Source organism: Streptomyces sp. NBC_01390, from assembly GCF_045040105.1.
Lineage (GTDB): Bacteria > Actinomycetota > Actinomycetes > Streptomycetales > Streptomycetaceae > Streptomyces.
In genome coordinates this window covers 2,640,653-2,660,568 of the sequence record NZ_CP109551.1, presented here as the reverse complement: position 1 = coordinate 2,660,568, position 19,916 = coordinate 2,640,653, and the positions used below count along the sequence as shown (strand labels likewise).

Below are 19,916 nucleotides of genomic sequence, written 5' to 3'. Positions count from 1 at the left end.
ACAGAGGCGTTGCGTACAGAGGTATTGCGTACAGAGGTATTGCGTACAGGGGTGCTGCGTACGGGAGTTGCGGCTGAGCTGCACGGGCCATACCTCAGCTCTCCGGCGGGTGGTGAGCGGGCGTGGAGTACTCCGTGCCGTCGAACGTGATCCGAATCGGCTCACCGGGGCCGGAGCCGTACCGGTGTTCGAGGGGACCCGGGCCGACGATCACGATATCCCGGCCCAGCGCCTGGGCTGCCAGCGCGGCCACCGTGGCGACGTAATCTCCCGACTCCGGCCGGTTCAGAACGAGTTGGAGTTGTTGTCCGGGGTCGAGCGACACGGCGGCGACGGTCAGCCGACCGCCGAGCATGACTGCCTCGGCCTCCATGCCCGACGTCACTTCGACGCCCAGGGAGCGGATCTCCGCCATCGACAGGGTGTCGTCACCGGCAGGCAGCCGGACTCCCGGCGGGAGCCCGAGCGGCCCCGGCTCCATCAGCCGCCCCCGCGCCCAGTCGTGCAGGGCGCCGGTGCTGTCGACGCCGGTCAACTGCTGCGGCCCGCCGGTGTCCGAGGGCACGGTCACGGGCAGGGCGGCCAGCAGCGCGGCGCCGAACGAACCGTCCACCGGCACCCGGCCCGCGCCGTCGTCGATCGGTGCCGCGCCGTCGGTGCCCGACGCGTCACGGGTCGCCGCAGCCGGGGGAAGTCCCCGGGCCGGGGTGGCGTGGGCGGTGAGGTCCGGCCACCGGGGCGGGGCGGAGGCCAGGGAGCCCGTCGGTACGTCGACGGGTGGCGCCGTGCGGTCGGCGGCCACCAGGGTCGCGAGGCCGGGGAGAGCGTTCTCCCCGTCCGTCCGGACGCGGGCCTGGGTTCGCTGCTGGGCCTCGGCGGCCCTGATCCGGTCCGCGAGAGCCTGTGCGTGCCTGCGGGCTTCGGCGTGTGCCTCCTGGGCGGCACGGAGATGCTCGGCCGCCTCGGTGAGGGCGGCGCGGGGCCGGCCGGCGGCCCGCTCGGCCCGCTGCTCGGCGGCGCGCCGCTCGGGCACGACCCGCTGTGCGACGTCTTCGGCCGCCTCCCGCGCGGTCCACAACTCGGCGTGGATCCCGTCCAGAGCCGTCTGCTGCCCGTCCCTGGTTTCGCGCAGCTCGGCGAGCAACCGGTGGGCCTCGCGGGCCCGGACCTCGTCCGGACGCTCGTCACCGTCACCGTCACCGTTGTCGCCGTCACCGTTGTCGCCGTCACCGTTGTCGTCGACGTTGCCGGCGGGTCGGTTGCGGTTGATGTCGGAGACGATCGCGTCTGCCTCCCGAACCCGCAGTTCCGCGACACGGATGTCCTCGTCGAGTTCGTCGACGCGCGCCGACCGGGCGGTGGCGAGCCCCTGTTGGCGCTCGACCTCCCGCTGCAGTTGGTCACCGTCCCGCTGCGCCTCCTCCCGCGCCTCCCGGGCCTCGGTGACGGCCCGTTCGGCGGCCTCGGCGGCGCTACGCGCCCCTGCCAGGGCCTTGTACGCGAGGTCCGCCTCCCCCTGGGCCCGCGTCAGCACCCCCTGGTGCACGGAGCTGGCGCTCCGGAGGGCGAACTCCTCGTCGCGCGCCTTCTGTTCGGCATCCGCCGCGCCGGCCAGCGTGGTGGCCCGGCCCTCGAACTGTCCCCAGGCGGCTGTACCGGTCCCGTCGGGTCCCGAAAGGACGCCGTCGGGGCCGAAGTTCCAGAAGGTGAGGGTGCTGTCGTCGGCGCGCAGGACGAGTTCGACGGGTTTGCCGACCTCCGCGGCGGCACGTGACACGGCGAACAGGGCCCGGCCGAGCCCCTGTTGCCCGGCGTCGGTGGTCAGGTCGTCCACGGTGAGCCACAGTTGGGCCGCCGGGTCGGCGTCGTCGATCTGCGAGGCCAGGAGGCTGGGCAGGGTACGCAGCGGATGCCGCGTCCAGTCCCGCAGTTCGGGCGCCGCGACCACCGCCTCACCCCCCTGCGGGTCCGGGTTCGCCGTCCCGGCGGCTGCTGTCTCTGCCTCGGCGTCCGCCGCCGCCCGTACCATCGCGGGCAGGTCGTACACCTGTGGCTGGGTACGCGGGGGAGTGATCCCGTGTCCCAGGGCGTCCCGCTCCCCGATACGTACGGTGGCGGCGCCGGAGACGTGCCGGACGCCCTCCGGGCCGCGGACGGTGAGATGCGCGTCGACCAGTGCCTCGTACGTCCGGGTGCCGTGCGTACCGTCGGCGGGGGCGCTCGTGCTGCCCGTCTTGAGCCATTCGCGGACCCCGCCTGTGGTGCCCCCGTTGCTGCCCACCGCCTGCGGCTGCCGGGCGAGTACGGGCGCGGTGAAGCCGCCGAGGACCCGGTCGGGGTCGTCGGTGCTGTAGACGCCCTGGAAACTGATTCCGCCGGTGTTGCCGCCACTTCGGGACGAGCCGCCGGTGGTGGACGCGATCCGGACGCGGTCGAGGGTGACGTCCGCGCTCTGGGTGACCCGGCGCGGGTTGTGCAGGGTGACGGACAGGCTGGGCTGGCTGCCGGGGGCCGACTCGAAGGGGAAGGCGCCGGGCATGGTGTCGGTGAGGTCCGCGGCGGTGCGCGGGTAATCCAGGGCGATGTCGCCGGCCTGGATGAGCTCGCCTATCCGGACGGCGGTGCCCTCGGCGGACGTCGACGTGGAGGGTGACCGCCAGCCGCGGTCCTGACCAGGGGCGACGGTGTCCAGCGCGGTGGTCAGCTCCGACCAGGCGTTGAACTCGAACACCGGCGCGGGACCCATCGGCACGAACCGGGCGCCCCGCGGTACCGGGGCCGTCGTGTCGACCGCCGGCGTCAGCGGCGCCTCCACCGCCTCGGCAGGGGCCGCCTCGCCGCCGGTGAAGCGCAGGGTGACGGAGGCCGGCACGGTCGCCGTGCGGGACGGGCGGGCGCTCAGGGCACGGCTGATCCAGCTCTTGGTCGCGGCGGCGTCCGCGTCCGTGTCGTACCAGGCGAGGACACCGCCCTGGAGGGCGCCGCCGACCAGGTTGGGCGGCCAGTCCGCGACGAGTTCGGAACGTACGGAGGCCGTGAACTCGTAGTCGAGGTCGAAGTCGGCGGCGCTGTCCGTGCGCATCCAGAACCGGTCCTCGGCCGTGGACGCGGCCTTGGTGCCCTGGCTCTGCGTGCTGCCGACGCTCAGCCCGGGGCCGCTCCGGTCGGTGCGGGTGTCCTGCCCGGGACGCGGGTATCGCGTGGTGGGGTTGAAGGTGAGGCCGTGCTGCGTGGTACTGGTCGTGCCGGTGGTGACACCGGCCGGGGTGTGCCCGTGGAACTGCTCAAGTCCCGTACCCGGTCCGGCGTTTCGGCCGCGCACAGCGCGCAGTTCGTCTTCCTCGCCGCGCGGCCGGGCGGTCAGGGTGACCTCGACCAGCCGGGCACCGCCGAGCGCGAGGTGGCGGAAGTGGAAGCGCTGGGCGCCGCGCGGACCGCGTCCGGGGAGGGCGCGCAGACCGGCGGTGGAGGTGTAGTCGGCGATCCGGGAGGCCACGCCGGGCAGATAGGAGGAGTGACCGGGCTGGGTGACGCCCGGTGCCTCGGCCTCGACCAGCGCGGTCAGTTCGGCCCGCAGCCGGTCCCGGCGCTCGGCGAGGGTGGGCGGTGCGGGGGGCGCTTCCTCGGCGACTTCGGCGGCCTCGGCAGCCGGGCCCGCGACCGACGCACCGGTGGTCGCACCGGTGGTCGCACCGGTGGTCGCACCGGTGGTCGCACTGGTGGTCGGACCGTCGGTATCGGCGCCGGCCCCGTCCGCCTCGCCCTCGGGCGCCGGCTCCACCGCCTCGAACTGCGTGACCGACAGCACGGCGGCCATGCCCGGTTCCCCGGTGCGGGTGAAACGCTGCGGCAGAGGCAGCTCGGCCGGGGCGGGCGGCGGGGGAGTGAGTCCGTCGATGCCGGTGAACCACTCGTCGTGGCGGCTGAGTTGGCCGTCCGTCATCAGGAACTGCACGGCCTGCGGCAGGTCGACGGCGACGGTGATGTCGGACTCGCTGCCGTATCCGAGGGTGTTGCCGACCACGTTGCGGGTGCCGCGCCGGACGGTGATCAGGATCGTCGCGTCGGCGCCGACCCGGTGTTCCATCCCGCTCTCGGTGGACGTCCGGTTGACGGAGGTGCTGGAGGAGACCGTGCCCGAGTCCTCCGTACGGCTGGTGTACGCGTACTTCCCGGAGGGTCCGAAGACCGTGGGCGGGGCCGGGGTCGGGGCCTTCCCGGTGCCGGTGCCGGAGGGGGCGGGGGTGGGCGCGGCGGGAGCGGCGGGTGCCGTTGCCGGGGTCCTCGTCCCGGTGATGGCCAGCCCGGTCTGGTGCGTGCCGCTGACCGACTTCTGCTGGGCGGCGGAGTCGATGGCGGCGACGCCGGTCTCCAGGTACTGCTTGGCGCTGTGCAGATGCCGCGCGTTGTGCAGCACACCGCGGATTTCCAGCGCGTACTCCTGATCGGCGCCGAGCCCGGGCAGGGTGATGCCCTCGACGACGTATCCGCCCTTGAAGATCTGGTGCGCGCGGGCGACGAGATTGCCCGGGGACAGCGCGGCCTGCCGCACCTCGGCGGCGACGGTGGTCGGATCGCCGGCGCTCTGCCCGGCCAGGCTGGACCCCACCGATCGTGCCGCCCATGCGAGCAGTTGAGGGCTCGCCGCACCGACGGCGGAGGCCATGGACCCCAGCCGACCGGGTTGTGGATGCCCCGGATGGGTGCCCTCGGCGATCCCCCGCAGCGCCTCCTGGAGGACTCCCGAGCCGCGGAACACGTCCACGATCGCGTCGTCCGGCAGCTTGACGATCCCCGGCAGCGGGCTGCCGTCGGGGCCGGTCATGGCCAGCCGCGAGTGATCGGCGGCCACCGGTTCGGACACGGTGGGCGGCGGGGCCGGGGCGGCGGGCCCGGCCGCCGGTTCCTGTGTGCGGTGGTGGGGCACCGCGAGGGTGATGGTGCCGCCCACCGACCGGGGGAGCGGCCCGGACGGCCTGGCCTCCTCCAGGAGTTGCAACTGCAGATCAGCGAGGGCACCCGTCCCGGGCAGCGGGACGGCGGGCGGCTCGAACGGGGTCGGCACGGTGTGCTCGGCGAACCGCACGGCGGGCTCGGCGCCCGGACCGTCGTACAGGTCGAGCGCGAACAGCGCCGGTATCTCGAAGACCTCGCTGCCCTGCCCGGAACCGATGAAGAGCTGGTCGTGCGACAGACCCGCGCCGACCGTGGCCGTGTGGCCGGTCTGCCGGGCGTACGAGTAGTCGGCCGCCCCGCCGAGGGTGCCCGAGCCCTGTTTGTACGGCACCGTGAGGCCGCGCGGGCCGTCGGTGTACGGACCCACGGGGCCGGACGGGCCGCCGCCGAAGCCCAACGACCAGCCGTAGCCGGACGCCTGCTGCTCGGTACCGGACATGCCGAAGGAGGCCAGCGAGACGTGCTGGATGTCGGGGAGGGTACGGGTGTGGACGCTCGGGGGTGCGACGACGGCACCCGTACCACCTGCGGCACCTGTACCCGTACCTGCACCTGTGCCCGGGTCGCGGACGGCGGTGAGGTTCAGCTTGATGCGATGGGTGCCCGTGGCGGTCGGCCGTTCCAGCCACAGAGGGGCGCCCCCGTCGACCATGGCGTCGGTCGCGGCCCGCAACCCCAGGTCGGAGCGAGCCTGCTCGAAGCGCCGCAGATTGTTCAACTGGGCCTGCACCAGCGACTCGTCGGGCACCACAAGGCTGCGGGCGTTCGTCTCCGGCGGCAGGAAACCGTTGGCCCGCAGCCAGACCTGGGCGTGCTCGAAGAGCTCCTGAGGGCCCTCGACGGCCAGCGGGGCGGCGGTGATGCCGATGCTTTCGAGGTTCTCCAGTTCGGCGGGGAGCGCGCGCCGTTCCTCAGGGGTCGGCCGGCCGCCCTGGGCGGATTCCCGGGTCAGCAGCCGCAGCCGCATTCCGTCGCCCCAGGGCCCGAAGTCGCGCGGGGTCTCGCCGCCGCCCGGCCGGACGAGGGTGACCGTGTGCCGCACGGTGGCGGGGGCGAGGAGATGACTCCGGTTGGTGCGCAGGCCGTGCAGGACGGTGGCGGTGCCGCCGTTGCCGAGGCTGTCGCTGGTCTGCCAGCGCACACCGCCCTTGCCGACGAGGCTGCCCGCGACCTTCCCCGACGCGTCCGGATGCTTCGCCGCGTGGTCTCCGGTGAACGCGGGGCCGACCCCGAGGTCGACCCCGACGGCGTTGGTGATCTTTGCCTGGCCGTCGACCTTCACCGACTGGGTGAGATGGCTCTCCAGGTTGATCTTGGTGTCCACGCTCCGGTGCGTGGGTGTTCCCGGGGTGACCGCCGTGGTGACCTTGAACATGCCGATGGCCCGGCCCCGCGAGTCCAGGAGCAGTGGCGAGAAGATGCCGCCCGACCGCTGCATGGGCAGTGTTCCGCGCAGCACGGGCTCGGCCAGGAACGCCTCCAACTCCTGGGCGGAGGAGGCGCTCAGGGTGGACAGCTCGTCGTGGAAGGCGCTCAGCACGGACTCCAGCAACCGCTGCGGTTCCGCGACGGTGTCGACCCCCCACACCGGCAGATCGTCCAGCCCGGCCGCCGTCGGCAGCGGGGTCCCGGACGTGTCGGCCTCGGCCAGATGCTGCGGGAACCAGACGGTGACCGGCCCGTGGGCCTGCGCCGGACTCCAGTTGACCGGGGGCGCCATCCGGGGCGAGTCGACCCGCACCTCCCAGTCCGACGCGAACTCGTACGCCTGCGACAGCTCGTTGCTGCGCTGGGCAGTGGTGGTCTGCACGAGCTGGGTGACCGCCGTGGACAGCGACAGCTGGTTGTGCGTCAGGGAGAGGGACGGGCTGAACTCCCAGCCCCGCAGTACCCCGGCCGCGGCGACGGGCATGGACACCGACCAGGGCACGGGCACCGTGCGGAAGTTGCCCGATGACTCCGAATCCCCCGACTCCTGCGCGCCGAACCCACGGCGTTCCACCCGCACATCGGGGTCGGTGACGTCGTTGGTGCCGTAGCGGGGCGAACGCACCGGGTCGCGCAGTCCGAGCCGTACGTCCACGGTCCGTTCACGGCCGTCGACGGTGACTGTCACTCGGTGGCCCATGCTGCTGCGCAGATAGGGCAGCGCGAGTACCAGCTGCTCGGCACCCAGCCGGTCCCGCAACTGGCCGAGCACCGGGTGGTCCTCGGCCACCGGGCCACCGAACCCCAGGGCGCGCAGGACCTGTTGGTGAACACCGTCCACCACGCGTGCGGGCAGCGGTTCGACCTGTACGAGGCCGATGTTGCCGTCGTGTCCGCTCCCGTAGCCGAGCACGAAGGGCGAGGGCGGCGCGGGGGCGAGGGGGTCGGCGCCCAGGGCGGGGCCGGGGCGCGGGTCCGAGGCCTTGACCGGGGCGGGGTCGGGGTCGCCGATCAGTGCGTTGATCAGGGCGAGGTGGCGGGGGCGCAAGCCGCCGTGGGCGTAGTGCTGCTCGGCGCCGGTCGAGGTCGCCTCGGTGCTGACGGTCTCCGGTACGGGCAGTCCGTAGTCGCCCATCAAACTCCCCTCGACACGCGGGCGTTGGAGTGCGGTGGCGTCCGGGGACTCGTCGCGCAGGCCCAGTTGGTGGCCGACCTCGTGGACGAAGTCCTGGCCTGTGCCGTCAAGTCGCCAGGTGTGGTGGGACGTTCGGGCACCGGAGTCCGGGGCGGCCAGCCGCACCTTGAGGTGGGCGTGTCCGCCGGGGGGTACGGGGGCGACGGTGACGTGGACGCGGTCGCCGCCGGGGAGTCGGTGGCCGGGGGCGTTGAAGACGCGCTCCACGCCGGCCGCCATCCGGTCCCAGACGGCCTGGCGGTCCGCCTCGGGCACGGAGTCGGCGTTGGTGAACTGCACGTGGACCGTCAGGTCGGTGACGGGCTCGCCGTCGTGCGTGAAGCGTCGTACGTCGAATCCGGACCGTACGACGTACTGCGTGGGCGAACCATCGGCCGCCCTCGCCCTGGACACCGGGTCGACCCAGGTGTGCGAGCGCTTCTCCGGGACGGCCTCGGCACGCGCCGCATCCCACCCCGGAGGCGCCGGCGGCACCGGGTCCGGGGTCTCGGTGTGCTGCTGGCCGGCCGTCGGCGCGAGTGGATCGGCGCCCCCGGCCGTGTCCGTCGTGAAGACCCTGCCCAGCGCCTGCAGAACCTGGTCGTTGTCCGGACGGAGCGCCTGATCGGTCAACCTGCCGAAATACTGGCCGAGTTGCGAATCGGACCGGGCCGCGTCGGCGATCGCCTGGGCGATGACGGCCGCCTGCTCCGGGGCAGGGGCCACGGACAGCGCGGCGGACTCCGCCCTCAGATCGGCCAGTTGCTCCTCATGGATTCCCGTCACCACTGCCAGCAGACCGTCCCGGTTGGCCGGGGTCAGCTCGGCCCACTCCTCCTGCAGCTGCATCGACCACTTGTAGTCGGGCATGCCCGCGGGGGCCGGAGCGAGCATGGTGTCGATCGTGTCCATGGCGCTGTGGCCGCCTCCCAGGACGCCGAGGACGACCTCACGCGTCCGGTCACCGAACACGGCCCGGAGGCGGACCAGTTCGTTGTATCCCAGATACAGCGTCACCTCACCGTCGACGGTGTCCGAGGGCAATGCACCCAGCACACTGCGAGCGGTCTCCGCCCGGCCCGCCATCAGCCCCGCGGGAAGGTTCTCGAACTCCTCCCCCCACTCGCTGCGGGCGACGATCGCCTCGGTGACCTGCTGCAAGGCGTCCACGGCCGCCGCGTCGTCCGGAGTGCCGGCCAGCGGATCGTAGGGAGTGGTGTTGGTGCGCACCGAGAAGTACGGACGCCCCAGCACCTGAAGCATGTTGCTGGTGTTCGCGCCCTCCACGACGGCGGGCAGCGTGCCCAGCTGGTACACCTGCCGGAACAGGTCCTGGGTGAGGTTCCCGGCCTCGACGACGATGACCTCACCGGGCCCGGCCTCCGCGATCAGGCGGGGCAGTTCGGGATCGTCGAGCGTCAACTGCCGCAGCCACGGCGCCTGATGGCGGGGCGCGATGTCGACTGTCGCGTTGCCCAGCGCCAGCAGGACGGCGGGCCGGTCGAGTTGGGCGCCGTGGATGCCCTCCGCCAGGGCGCCCAGGGTCGACGCGCGCTCCGAGGGGTGCAGGTTGTGCATGCCGTACGCCGGCATCAGGTTCACCCGGTCGCCGTCGACCGCGTGGGCGACGGCCCGCAGACCCACCGCACGCGCGGGAGTCGAGGCCTGATCGTCGATCATCTCGTCGAGGGCGGCCCCGGTCACGCGCGGCACCGGGAACCGGTACAGGGCGCTGTCCGGGATGCCGTCCGTGCCCTGGAGGTCGGTGACTTCGGCGTCGGCGTCCGGCCCGGTTCGGGTGTAGAGGTAGCGGTGGCCGCCCGTCCAGGCGTACGGCTTGAGCACGACGGCCCGGTCCGCGCCGGTGAAGTGCAGGAAGTTGGCGGCGAGTTCGGCGTCGTCGACCAGTGCGTCGTTGGCGGCTACGAGGACCAGATGGCCGTCGCGCGGGCGGCTGGCGGTGTCGTAGGCGACGGCGGGGTCGAAGGTGTCCGTCACCCAGTCGATGCGGGCGCGCAGCGGCGCGGAGAGCAGGACACCGAGGCGCTGTTGGACGTTCTCCGGTGCGATGACGGTGACACGGCCGTGATAGCCCAGCTCGTCGAGTGAGTCGGCCAGCATGGTGGCGGCGGCCTGATGACCGAAGTTGGCGGCGTCGTCCACGACGAGGGTCACGCCGGGCAGCGCCCCGAGACCGTCCCGCACCCGTCGCCGAAGCGTCGCCTCCGAGACCGGGGCCAGAGGGTCGGCACCGACCGCGGGGGCCGGGTCGGTGCGCGCCTCCGAGGACGGGACCGGGTCGGGGTCGCCGACCAGCGCCGTGAGCAGCGCCAGGTGGCGGGGCCGCAGACCGCCCTGCGTGTAGCCGGACGCCGGCTCGCCACCGAGGTCGGGCACGGGCAGGTCGTAGACGCCCATCAAACTGCCCTGGATTCGCGGGCGTTGGAGTGCGGTGGCGTCGGGGGACTCGTCGCGCAGGCCCAGTTGATGGCCGACCTCGTGAGCGAAGTCGAATGCCGTACCGTCCGTGCGCCACACATGGTGGGAGGTGGGCCGCCCGGCGGCCGGGGCCACCAACTCCACCGTCAGAGGAGCACGACGTCCCGGCGGCGCGGCGACGACGGTGACATGAACCCGCACCCCACCGGCCAGCCGGTGCCCCGGCGCGTTGAACACCTGCTCCACACCGGCGGCCATCCGGTCCCACACCGCCTGACGATCCGCCTCAGGTACGGCGTCGCCGCCGGTGAACCCCACCTCCACCGTCAGGTCCACCACCGGCTCACCGTCGTGCGTGAACCGCCGTACGTCGAACTCGGACCGGACGACGTACTGCGTGACCTCGCCGTCGGCGTCCCTGGGCTTCGAGACCGGATCCACCCAATTGTGCCGCCGCTTCTCCACGGTGGCCCCGGCCCGCGCCGCGTCCCACCCGGGAGGAGACGCCGGTACGGACGTCACCGGCACGTCCGGACGCCGCGTACCGCTCTCCGTCCGGACCGTGGGTGCCTGCGGATCGGCACCGGGAGCCGGCTGCGGCGGGAAGACCACGCCCAGCGCCTGGAGCACCTGGTCGTGGTCCGCTCGGTGTGCCTGCTCGGTCAACCTGGCGAAATAGCCGCCCAGTTGCGAGTCGGGACGGCGCGCGTCCGCGACCGCCCGGGAGAGAAGAGCGACCTGCCGCGGGTCCGGCGCCACCGAGAACGCGGCGGACTCCTGACCCAGATTCGTCAGATACTGCCCGTGCAGCTCCTGCACCGCCGCGAGCAACGCGTCGCGCTCGGCCGGGGTGAGATAGACCCAGTGCTCCGAAAGCCGGGCCATCCGCCGGTACGAGGGCTCGTTCTGCCGGTCGGGCTCCATCAGCTCCCGGACGGTGTCCAGGTCGGCGTGGTCCGGTCCAAGAATCGCCGCGATGTCCCTGCCGGCCCGCTCGCCGAACGCCCTGCGGAGACGTTCCGCCTCGTCCGGCCCGAGCAGCAGCCGGCCGTCGTCGGACTCGGTGTCCGGCGGCAGGGCGTTCAGCACGCTGACAGCGGTCTCCGCCCGGCCTGCCGCCTCCCACGAGGGAAGGTTTTCGAGGGCCTCGCCCCATGCGCTTCTGGCGACGATCGCGGCGGTGACCGCCTGCAACTCGTCGACCGCCGCCGCGTCGTCCGGAGTGCCGGCCAGCGGGTCGTACGGGGTGTTGTTGGTGCGCACCGAGAAGTACGGACGCCCCTGCAGCTGGAGGGTGTTGGTGGTGTTGGCGCCCTCCACGACGGCGGGCAGCGTCCCCAATTGGTACACCTGCCGGAACAGGTCCTGGGACAGGTTCCCGGCCTCCACGATCACCACGTCGTCCGGCCCCGCCTCCGCCAGGACACGCGGCAGCTCGGGATCGTCCAGCGTCAACTGCCGCAGCCACGGCGCCTCATGGCGGGGCGCGAAGCCAACTGTGGCGTTGCCCAGGGCCAGCACGACCGCCGGTCTGCCGAGCCCCGCCCCGTGCACACCCGCCGCGAGCGCCGCGAGCGTCGAGGCCCGCTCGGCGGGGTGAAGGTTGTGCAGACCGTAGGCAGGCATCAACTCCATGCGCTGTCCGCCCACTTCGGCAGCCACCGCCCGCAGGCCCGCCGCCCGCTGTGGCGGGTCCACCTGCGCGTTGATCATCTCGTCGAAGGCGGCCCCGGTGACGCGCGGGACCTCGAACCGGTAGAGCGCGCTGTCCGGGATGCCGTCCGTGTCCTGCAGATCGGTGACTTCGGCGTCGGCGTCCGGTCCGGTTCGGGTGTAGAGGTAGCGGTGGCCGCCGTTCCACGCGTACGGCCGCAGCACGACCGCCTGGTCTCCTCCGGTGAAGCGCAGGAAGTTGGCGGCGAGTTCGGGGTCGTCCACCATCGCGTCGTTGGCGGCTACGAGGACCAGGTGGCCGTCGCGCGGGCGGCTGGTGGTGTCGTAGGCGACGGTCGGGTCGAAGGAGTCCGACACCCAGTCGATGCGCGCCCGCATCGGCGCGGAGAGCAGAACGTCCAGCCGATCGCGCACATTGGGCGGCGCGATCACGGTGACGCGGCCCTCGTACCCCAGCTCGGTGAGCGAGTCGATCATCATCGTGGCCGCCGCCTGATGACCGAAGTTCGCCGCGATGTCCACGACCACGGTCACCCCGGGCAGGTCCCCGAGACCGTCCCGCACCCGCAGACGCAGCGCCGTCTCGGCCCCGGTGGCCGGAGCGAGGGGGTCGGCGCCGACAGCGGGCGGAACTGGAGTCGCGGCGGCGGGGGCGAGAGACTGCGCGAGGGCCTGCCGGGCGTCCCGGTCGGCGGCGCGCAACTCGGGCAGCCGGCCCTCCCACGCCTGTACGGCCGCCTGTGCGCGGCCCAGTTCGTCGTGGACGTCCCGAAGGGCCCGCTCCCGCGCGGCCCGCTCGGTGCGCAGGGCGTCGAGGGCCTGGTGGGCCTGTCTGGCCCGGGCCTGGTCCGGGCGTTCCTGGGCGGGAACCGATGGCGCGGGCAGGTTAGGCCGGGCCGAGCGGACGCGGTCGATCCCGGCGACGACCGAGTCGGTGTTACGGACACGCCTCTCCGCGTCGGGGATGCGGGCGTCGATGGTGAGGATGCGCGTCGTGTGCTCGGTGGCCCGCTCGTTCAGACGGGTGATGTCGGTGGTGCCGCGCGCGATGCCGTTCTCGGCCTCGGACAGAGCGGCGCGGGCGCTGCTCGCGGCGACCTCCCGCTCGGTCGCGGGTTGTTCGACGGCGGGCTGCTCGGGGGAGGACTGCTCGACGGTGGTGTCGTCCGGGTTGGAGCCGGGCGAGGCGGACAGGGGATCGAAGTCACCGAGGGCCGCGAAGTCTCCGAAATCCTCCTCGTCGCTGTCACTGTCGTTGTTGCGGGCCTCGGCCTCGTTTTCGTTCGTGGTCGACGAGGAGGACGGGGCCGAGGCCGATGTGCTTGCCTCGGGCTGCCGGGCCGTGGACGGGGCGGGACCAGGCACCGCCGGAGGCGCGTTCACGGACGACGTACTGACGGCGGGCGGAACGGAGGATCTCTCCGTCGCCGGGGTGTCACGGGCGGCGCCGGTATCCGCCGCCGCCGGGAAGACCCGGCCCAGCGCCTGGAGGACCTGGTCGTTGGCCGGATGACGCGCCTGCTGGGTCAACTGGGCGAAATAGCCGCCGAGTTGAGTGTCGTCCTGAGCCGCCTCGCTGATCGCCGACGCGATGGCGGTGATGTGCTCGGTCGCGGGAGCCACCGAGTACTGCGCCGACTCCTCCCGCAGGGTCTTCAGACGCCGCTGGTGCAGATCCTCCGCCGCCGCGAGCAACGCGTCCCGGTCGGCCGGGCTGAGGGCGAGCCACTCGTCCTGGAGCCTGAGAATTTTTTCGAACTTCTGCTCACCGAGCATCGGGGGAGCCAGCAGCGCGTCGATCGTCTCCTGGTCGGGGCGATCCGGTCCCAGGGCATCCGCGACGGTGGTGTCGACCTCAAGGCCGAAAGCCTCCTGGAGGCGTTCCATCTCGTCGATACCCAGCCACAGCTTCTCCTCGCCGCTGTCGTCCGCCTCCGAGTGCAGACCCCGCAGCACCTGGAACGCGGTCTCCGCACGGCCTGCCGCCAGCCAGGCGGGAGCGTCGCCCAGCCGAGCACCCCAGTCGCTCTCGGCGGTGAGCGCCGCGGTGACGCCCTCCAGTGTCTCCACGGCCCCGCCGATGCCCGGGGGCGCGGTCTCCGCACGGTGACCGAGCAGGTCGTACGGGGTGTTGTTGGTGCGCACCGAGAAGTACGGACGCCCTTGCACCTGGAGGGTGTTGGTGGTGTTGGCGCCCTCCGCGACGGCGGGCAGCGAACCCATCCCGTACAGCTGCCGGAACAGGTCCTGGGAGAGATTCCCCGCCTCGACGACGATCACCTCGTCGCGACCGGCCGCCGCGATCACCCCGGGAAGCGCGGGATCGTCCAGCCGCACCTGGGTGAGCCACGGGGCCTGATGGCGGGGCGCGAAGTCGACCGTCGCGTTGCCCAGCGCCAGTACGACGGCCGGTTTGCCGAGCTCCGCCGCGTGCACGCCCTCCGCCAAGGCGGCCAGCGTGGAAGCCCGTTGCGAGGGATGCAGGTTGTGCAGGCCGTACGCCGGCATCAGCTCCATCGTCTCGCCGTCGACCGCGTGAGCCACGGCCGTCAGACCCGCCTCCCGTTCCGGGGAGAGGTGCGCGGCCTCGATCAGGTCGTCCAGTTCCGCACCGGTCACCGGCGCGACCTCGAAGCGGTACAGGGCGCTCGGTGAGATGCCGGCTTCGCCTTCGAGGTCCGTGACCGTGACGTCCGCGTCGGCGTCGGCACGGGTGTAGAGGTAGCGGTGGCCGCCGTTCCACGCGTACGGCCGCAGCACGACCGCCTGGTCCGCGCCCGTGAAGTTCAGGAAGTTGGCGGCGAGTTGGTCGTCGTCGACCAGCGCGTCGTTGGCCGCGACCAGGACCAGTTGGCCGTTCCGGTCGCGGGTGTCGGCGTCGTAGGTGGCGGTCGTGCTGAAGGTGTCCGGCACCCAGTCGACGCGGGCACTCGCCGCCGGGGAGAGCAGACTCACAAGCCGCTGCCGCACGTTCTCCGGGGCGATCACGGTGATCCGGCCCTCGTAACCCAGCTCGGCGAGCGACTCGATCATCATCGTGGCGGCGGCCTGATGCCCGAAGTTCGCCGCGTCCTCCACGGCCACGGTCACCCCGGGCAGGTTCCTGAGCCCGTCCCGTACCCGCCCGCGGAGAGCCACCTCGTCGTCGGACGGGGCGGTCCCGCCGCGGCTGTCGCCGATCGCGGTGAGCAGCGCGGGCTGTTGGTCGGCCGGGGCATCGAGGAGTCGGTGCCACAACGTGTGTTCCGGGACGCCCGTAGGCGTCGTCGCGGGTGCGAGGGGTTCGGCCCCGCGAGCGGGGCCGGCGGCGGTCTCGGCGCGGGGCGCGGGGGAGGCGTCGCCGATCAGGGCGTTGATCAGGGCCAGGTGGCGGGGGCGCAGGCCGCCGTGGGTGTAGTGCTGCTCGGTGTCGGTCGAGGCGGCCTCGTCCCGTACGGAGGCCGGAACCGGAAGTCCGTAGTTGCCCATCAAGCTGCCCTCGACCTGCGGGCGCCCGGGCGAGGTGGCGTCCCGGTACTCGTCGCGCAGGCCCAGCTGGTGGCCGACCTCGTGGACGAAGTCCTGGTCCGAGCCGTCCGTGCGCCACACGTGGTGGGACATGGCGCGACCGTCGGCCGGTGCGGCCAGCTCCACCTCCAGATGCGCCTGCCCGCCCTTGGGCACCGGTACGACGGTGACATGGACGCGGTCGCCATTGGGGAGCCGATGGCCGGGGGCGTTGAAGACCCGTTCGACGCCGGCCGCCATCCGGTCCCAGACGGCCTGGCGGTCCGCCTCGGGCACGGAGTCGCCGTTGGTGAACTGCACGTGGACCGTCAGGTCGGTGACGGGCTCGCCGTCGTGCGTGAAGCGTCGTACGTCGAATCCGGACCGTACGACGTACTGCGTGGGCGAACCATCGGCCGCCCTCGCCCTGGACACCGGGTCGACCCAGGTATGCGAGCGCTCCACGGGGACGGCCTTGGCACGCGCCGCATCCCACCCCGGAGGCGTAGGCGTGGGTGTAGGCGTCGGCGTCGGAAGTGTGTCGTCGTCGATGGTCGGGTCGTAGACGCCGGGCGGGAGTACGGCGGTCGGCAGGATGCGGTCCAGGGCCGTCGACTGGGCGTTCAGCTCGACCGAGGGAAGGTGCAGCAGCTGGGAGAGGCCCGGATAGTGGGCCGGGAGGACGGGTCCGCCCGGCGGGTGGGGGGTCGTGGGCGGAAGGTGCCAGTCGGAGTGCGCCTTGCCGATCACCGCGATATAGCCGTCATTGCGGCCGACCCGGTCGCGCTGGACCGTCAGTGCCGCGTAGGCGTTGAACTTCACCGCCCGCTCGTAGCTTCCCCAGCCTGATGTCATCGACGATGCGGCGGGGAGGCCGTCCATGGCGACGACCCGCACTCCGTTCGCCCGGGCGGCCTCCAGGGTGGCCAGCAGCCCGAGACCGGCCTGCGAGTTGTGCGAGGAGTCGTACAGCGTGGCCATCCGGTCCAGTTCAACGGGCATGGGCGCGTTGACCGGGGCCTGGAAATAGGCGTTCAGGGAGGGCGCGAAACTGTCGCCGCGCAGTGCCTCCACGTAGATGGTTCCCATGCCCTGGGCTCGCAGTGCGGCCATGTTGTTGATCAGGAAGGGCCAGCTGGTGGACGCGCCGTGCGTCTCCCCGAGGATCAGACCCTGGTGTGTGTTCAGCAGCGTGGTGGCGCCGGTGAGGGCGTCCGGCGCGGCCTGCAGGGTGGCGTCCACGGTCGCGAGTTCGGCCGGGGACAACGAGGGAGGACGGTTGTTCAACTGCCGGGTGATCTCTGCTTCCAGCGCCCGCGTCCGAGCCTCCTGCCCGCGCCAGAAACCGGCCGTACGGTGGTCGAGCTGCCCCACCGCCTTCCACCAGGCGGCGCTGCTGAGCAGCTGCATCTCGGGATGCGCCTGGTTGATGGGGTCCCGGATCTCCTCCCGGAGTGTCGCCCGGGTCAGCGGGTCCAGATTGCCGAAGGTCACCGGGTCCCAGTCGGCCTTGAACGTGGTTCTGTCGTCGTTCATACGAATTCCGGGCACCGGCCCGCCCGTGTTGATCGCGGTGGCGACCGGGGCCAGCCGGTTGGTCTCCGCCCTGTTGGGCTTCATCCAGCGGAACGTCTTGTGCACGACGTTCCGCCGGGGCGGATAGACGAGGGAGGGCCCGGCAGGGCTGGCCAGCAGATCCTGCGGTTGGGGCCGGCCGAAGCCGAGGACCCCGCCACGCAGCCGTGGCCGTCGGATCAGGTCCGCCTCGTCGACCTCCGACGACGGCGCGTCGACCTCCAGCACCGTCAGATGGTTGATCACGTCGGTGACCCGGGACTGCGCGTCGTGCATCCGCCCCTGCGCCTCGGCCCAGTCACGGCCGTGCGAAGTACCCTCGCCCGAGGCCCGCGCCGACTCGGCCGCGTCGAAGTCCGCCTGCGCCCGCCCCAGCTCGGTCAACGCCGAACCGTAGTCGGCCAGCGCCTGTTCGGCGTCGTAGCCGGCCAACTGCCGCCGGTAGGCGTCGGGTGACTGCGCCGGATCCTCCGGATGCTCCGGCGAAGCCTGGTCGTCCGCAGGGTCGGCCGGAACCGCCCGGCCCTTCCCCTTGTCCACGGCGGACGTCTCTACCACGTCGGCCTCGTCCGTCTCCGGCGAGGGAACGGCCGACGAGCCGCCCGCTGACACTTCGTACGATGCCTGCGACGTCGCCGTGACCCGGACAGGGGCAGGCGGGTCGGCGCCCTGGGAGGACTGGGACGCCGTATCTGCAGTTGTCCCGGGAGTGTCGGTCGGGCGGGACTCCGTGGCGATGCGCGACGGCGCGCTGATGTCGGCGGGCGGTGTGCCGACCGTACGGACGGAGTCCGGTAGGGGTGCGCTCTCCTGGCGGGGCAGCGGGTCGCGCAGGCCCAGCCTGTCGCCGATCCGCTGGACGAGGTCCAGCTCCGAATCCGCCTTCAGGGGCGCGCGTTGGCCGGGAGGCACCGGCACGACGGTGACCTGGACGCGGTCGCCGTTGGCGAGCCGGTGGCCCGGGGCGTTGAAGATCCCCTCCGCACCGGCGGCCATCCGGTCCCAGGCAGCCTGTCGTTCCGCCTCCGGGACGGCGTCGGTGCCGGTGAACTCCACCTCGACGGTCAGCTCGGTGACCGGGCCGCCGGCGTCGGTGAGACGACGTATGCCGAAACCGGACGTATCCGCCCCGGCGCCGGACTCCGCCGGGGCGGCACCGCGCTGCGACGGCTGCGGCGCGGAGGTGGATGTGGTCGAGGGGGACTGCTGCGAGCCGCCGGAATGGGAAGCGCCGGCGGCCGGGGAAGTGCCAGTGGTAGGGGAACCGCCGGGGGCGGGGGAAGCGCCAGGGACGGGCGCGATGCCGGTCGGCAGTGGGGTGGCCGCGACTGGGTTCACGGCGGTTGCCGCGTCGGACCCGGAGTCGGACTCCGGCGCAGGGATGGAGCCGGCCCCGGAGTCGGACCCGGAGTTGGCTCCGGACTCGGACACAGCCCCGGAGTTGGCACCCGACCCCGACCCCGACCCCGATGCCGCCCCCGACCCCGCCTCGGACTGGGCCCCCGAGTCCGACTCGGACCCCGTCCCCGATCCCGAATCCGTCAGGGTCTGGGTGTCGTCCCCCGTCGATGTGGTGCGGGCAGGCTGCGGGGCCCCGGAGCCGGTGTGTGCCGAACCGGTGGTCGGTACGTTGGCGGAGTTCGGGGCGTCCGACCCTGCGCCCTGGATCTGGGTGGCGGAGTCGCCCGTACCCGTGGAGTCCTGGGAGTTCGTGGCGCCGGGCCCGGCAGATTCCCCCGTGCCCTCGGCCTCGACCGTGTCCGAGGAGCCGTCGGACTCCTGGTCGGTGTCCGTGCCGTTGGACTGGTTGCCCCGAGTCCCGCCCGTGGAAGGGGAGTTGCTCGCCGGAGCACCGCCGGGGGAGGAGCCGCTGCTTCCGGTGGACGGCGTGGCAGCGGAGCCGGAGGACGTGGTGGACACCGTCCCCACACCGCCGAGCGCCCCGACGCCCCCCGAACCGACGACACCGCCGATGCCGTCCGCACCGGAGAAATCACCGTTCACCAGGTTCACGGACCCGGTGCCGTTCCCACCCTCGGCCCCGATACCCCGAGTACTGCCGCTGTCGGAGTCGCCGCGCCCGCTACTGCCCTTGCCGCTCTTGCCCGTACCCTCGCCGTCCCCGGTGACCGGCAACACGTTGACGCTGCTGAAGTCGAAGTTGGAGCCGAACTTGCCGGCGAGGGACGACGCCCCGGAGAACAGCGCCGAGGTGACCACGGAACTCATGCCCGCGCCGACGAAGGTCTCCCAACTCCCCTCCCACTTACCGTTGAAGATCCCGTTGACGAAGATCTCCGCGACCGCCTCCGAACCGCCGGCCACCAGGAACTCGTTGGCGCCGTCGCCGACTCCCCGGCCGAACCTGTCGCCCGGGGACGGCTTCGGTGGAGCGTTGAACTTCGAGGTGATGTCGTCGGTGATGTTCTTGGTGTTCGACTTGGTGAAGGGGTTGGTCCCGGGGCCGTCCAGCCAGTTCTTGAGGTTTTTGCCGAGGTTCTTGGTGATCGAGTCGAACGCCCCGTGGAACATGCCGGTGAAGGCGCCGAAGACGCCGTCCTGGAGGATCTGGTTCCAGTCGAAGCCGTCCGGACGGCGGCCCTCCGGGGCCATCGTCATCATCGCGAGCCGGACCACGAAGGTCTGGAACGCCTCGTCGAACGCCTCCGACAGACTCGGCATCACATGGGTGCGCTTGAGCAACTGGTCCAGGGTGGCCAGGATGGAGACGCGGCTGCGGGCCTTCGCCGTGGCGATCTGGCTGGCCGACGAACCGCCGGTGAAGAAGGACAGCGCCGTGATGATGGCCAACTCGATGAGCAGCCGCACCAGTTCGGCGATGATCTGCCACTTCGACTCCATGATGTCCATGGAGGTCTTCACCCGGCCGTCGCCGACGTCGTCCAACTGCTTGGCGAACTCCCGCAGATAGTTCGTACCGCCGTTGTCCACGAACAGCCGCATCGCCCGTACGTACTGCTGCCCGACCTGGGGCGGCAGCGCCGTGCCGACGCCCCTGACGGACTCCTCGATCAGGTCGGACAGGCTGCGGACGTTCTTGCCGAGCCGCTTGTACGGCTTGTGACTGGCGTACGCAAGGTCCTCGTCCGCCTGGAGCATCTTCTCGCCGATGAGCACGAAGAGCAGGTTGTTGAGCTCGGGCGAGACCATGATGCTCATGGCA

The 19,916-nt window shown here is 72.4% G+C and carries 1 protein-coding gene; it reads right to left on the bottom strand.

What is annotated here, in order from left to right:
• Positions 1 to 94: 94 nt before the first annotated feature.
• A complete protein-coding gene (locus tag OG241_RS11860) occupies positions 95 to 19,912 on the bottom strand; it encodes a hypothetical protein (RefSeq protein ID WP_405815199.1) in 19,818 nt (6,605 codons plus the stop codon).
• Positions 19,913 to 19,916: the final 4 nt, after the last annotated feature.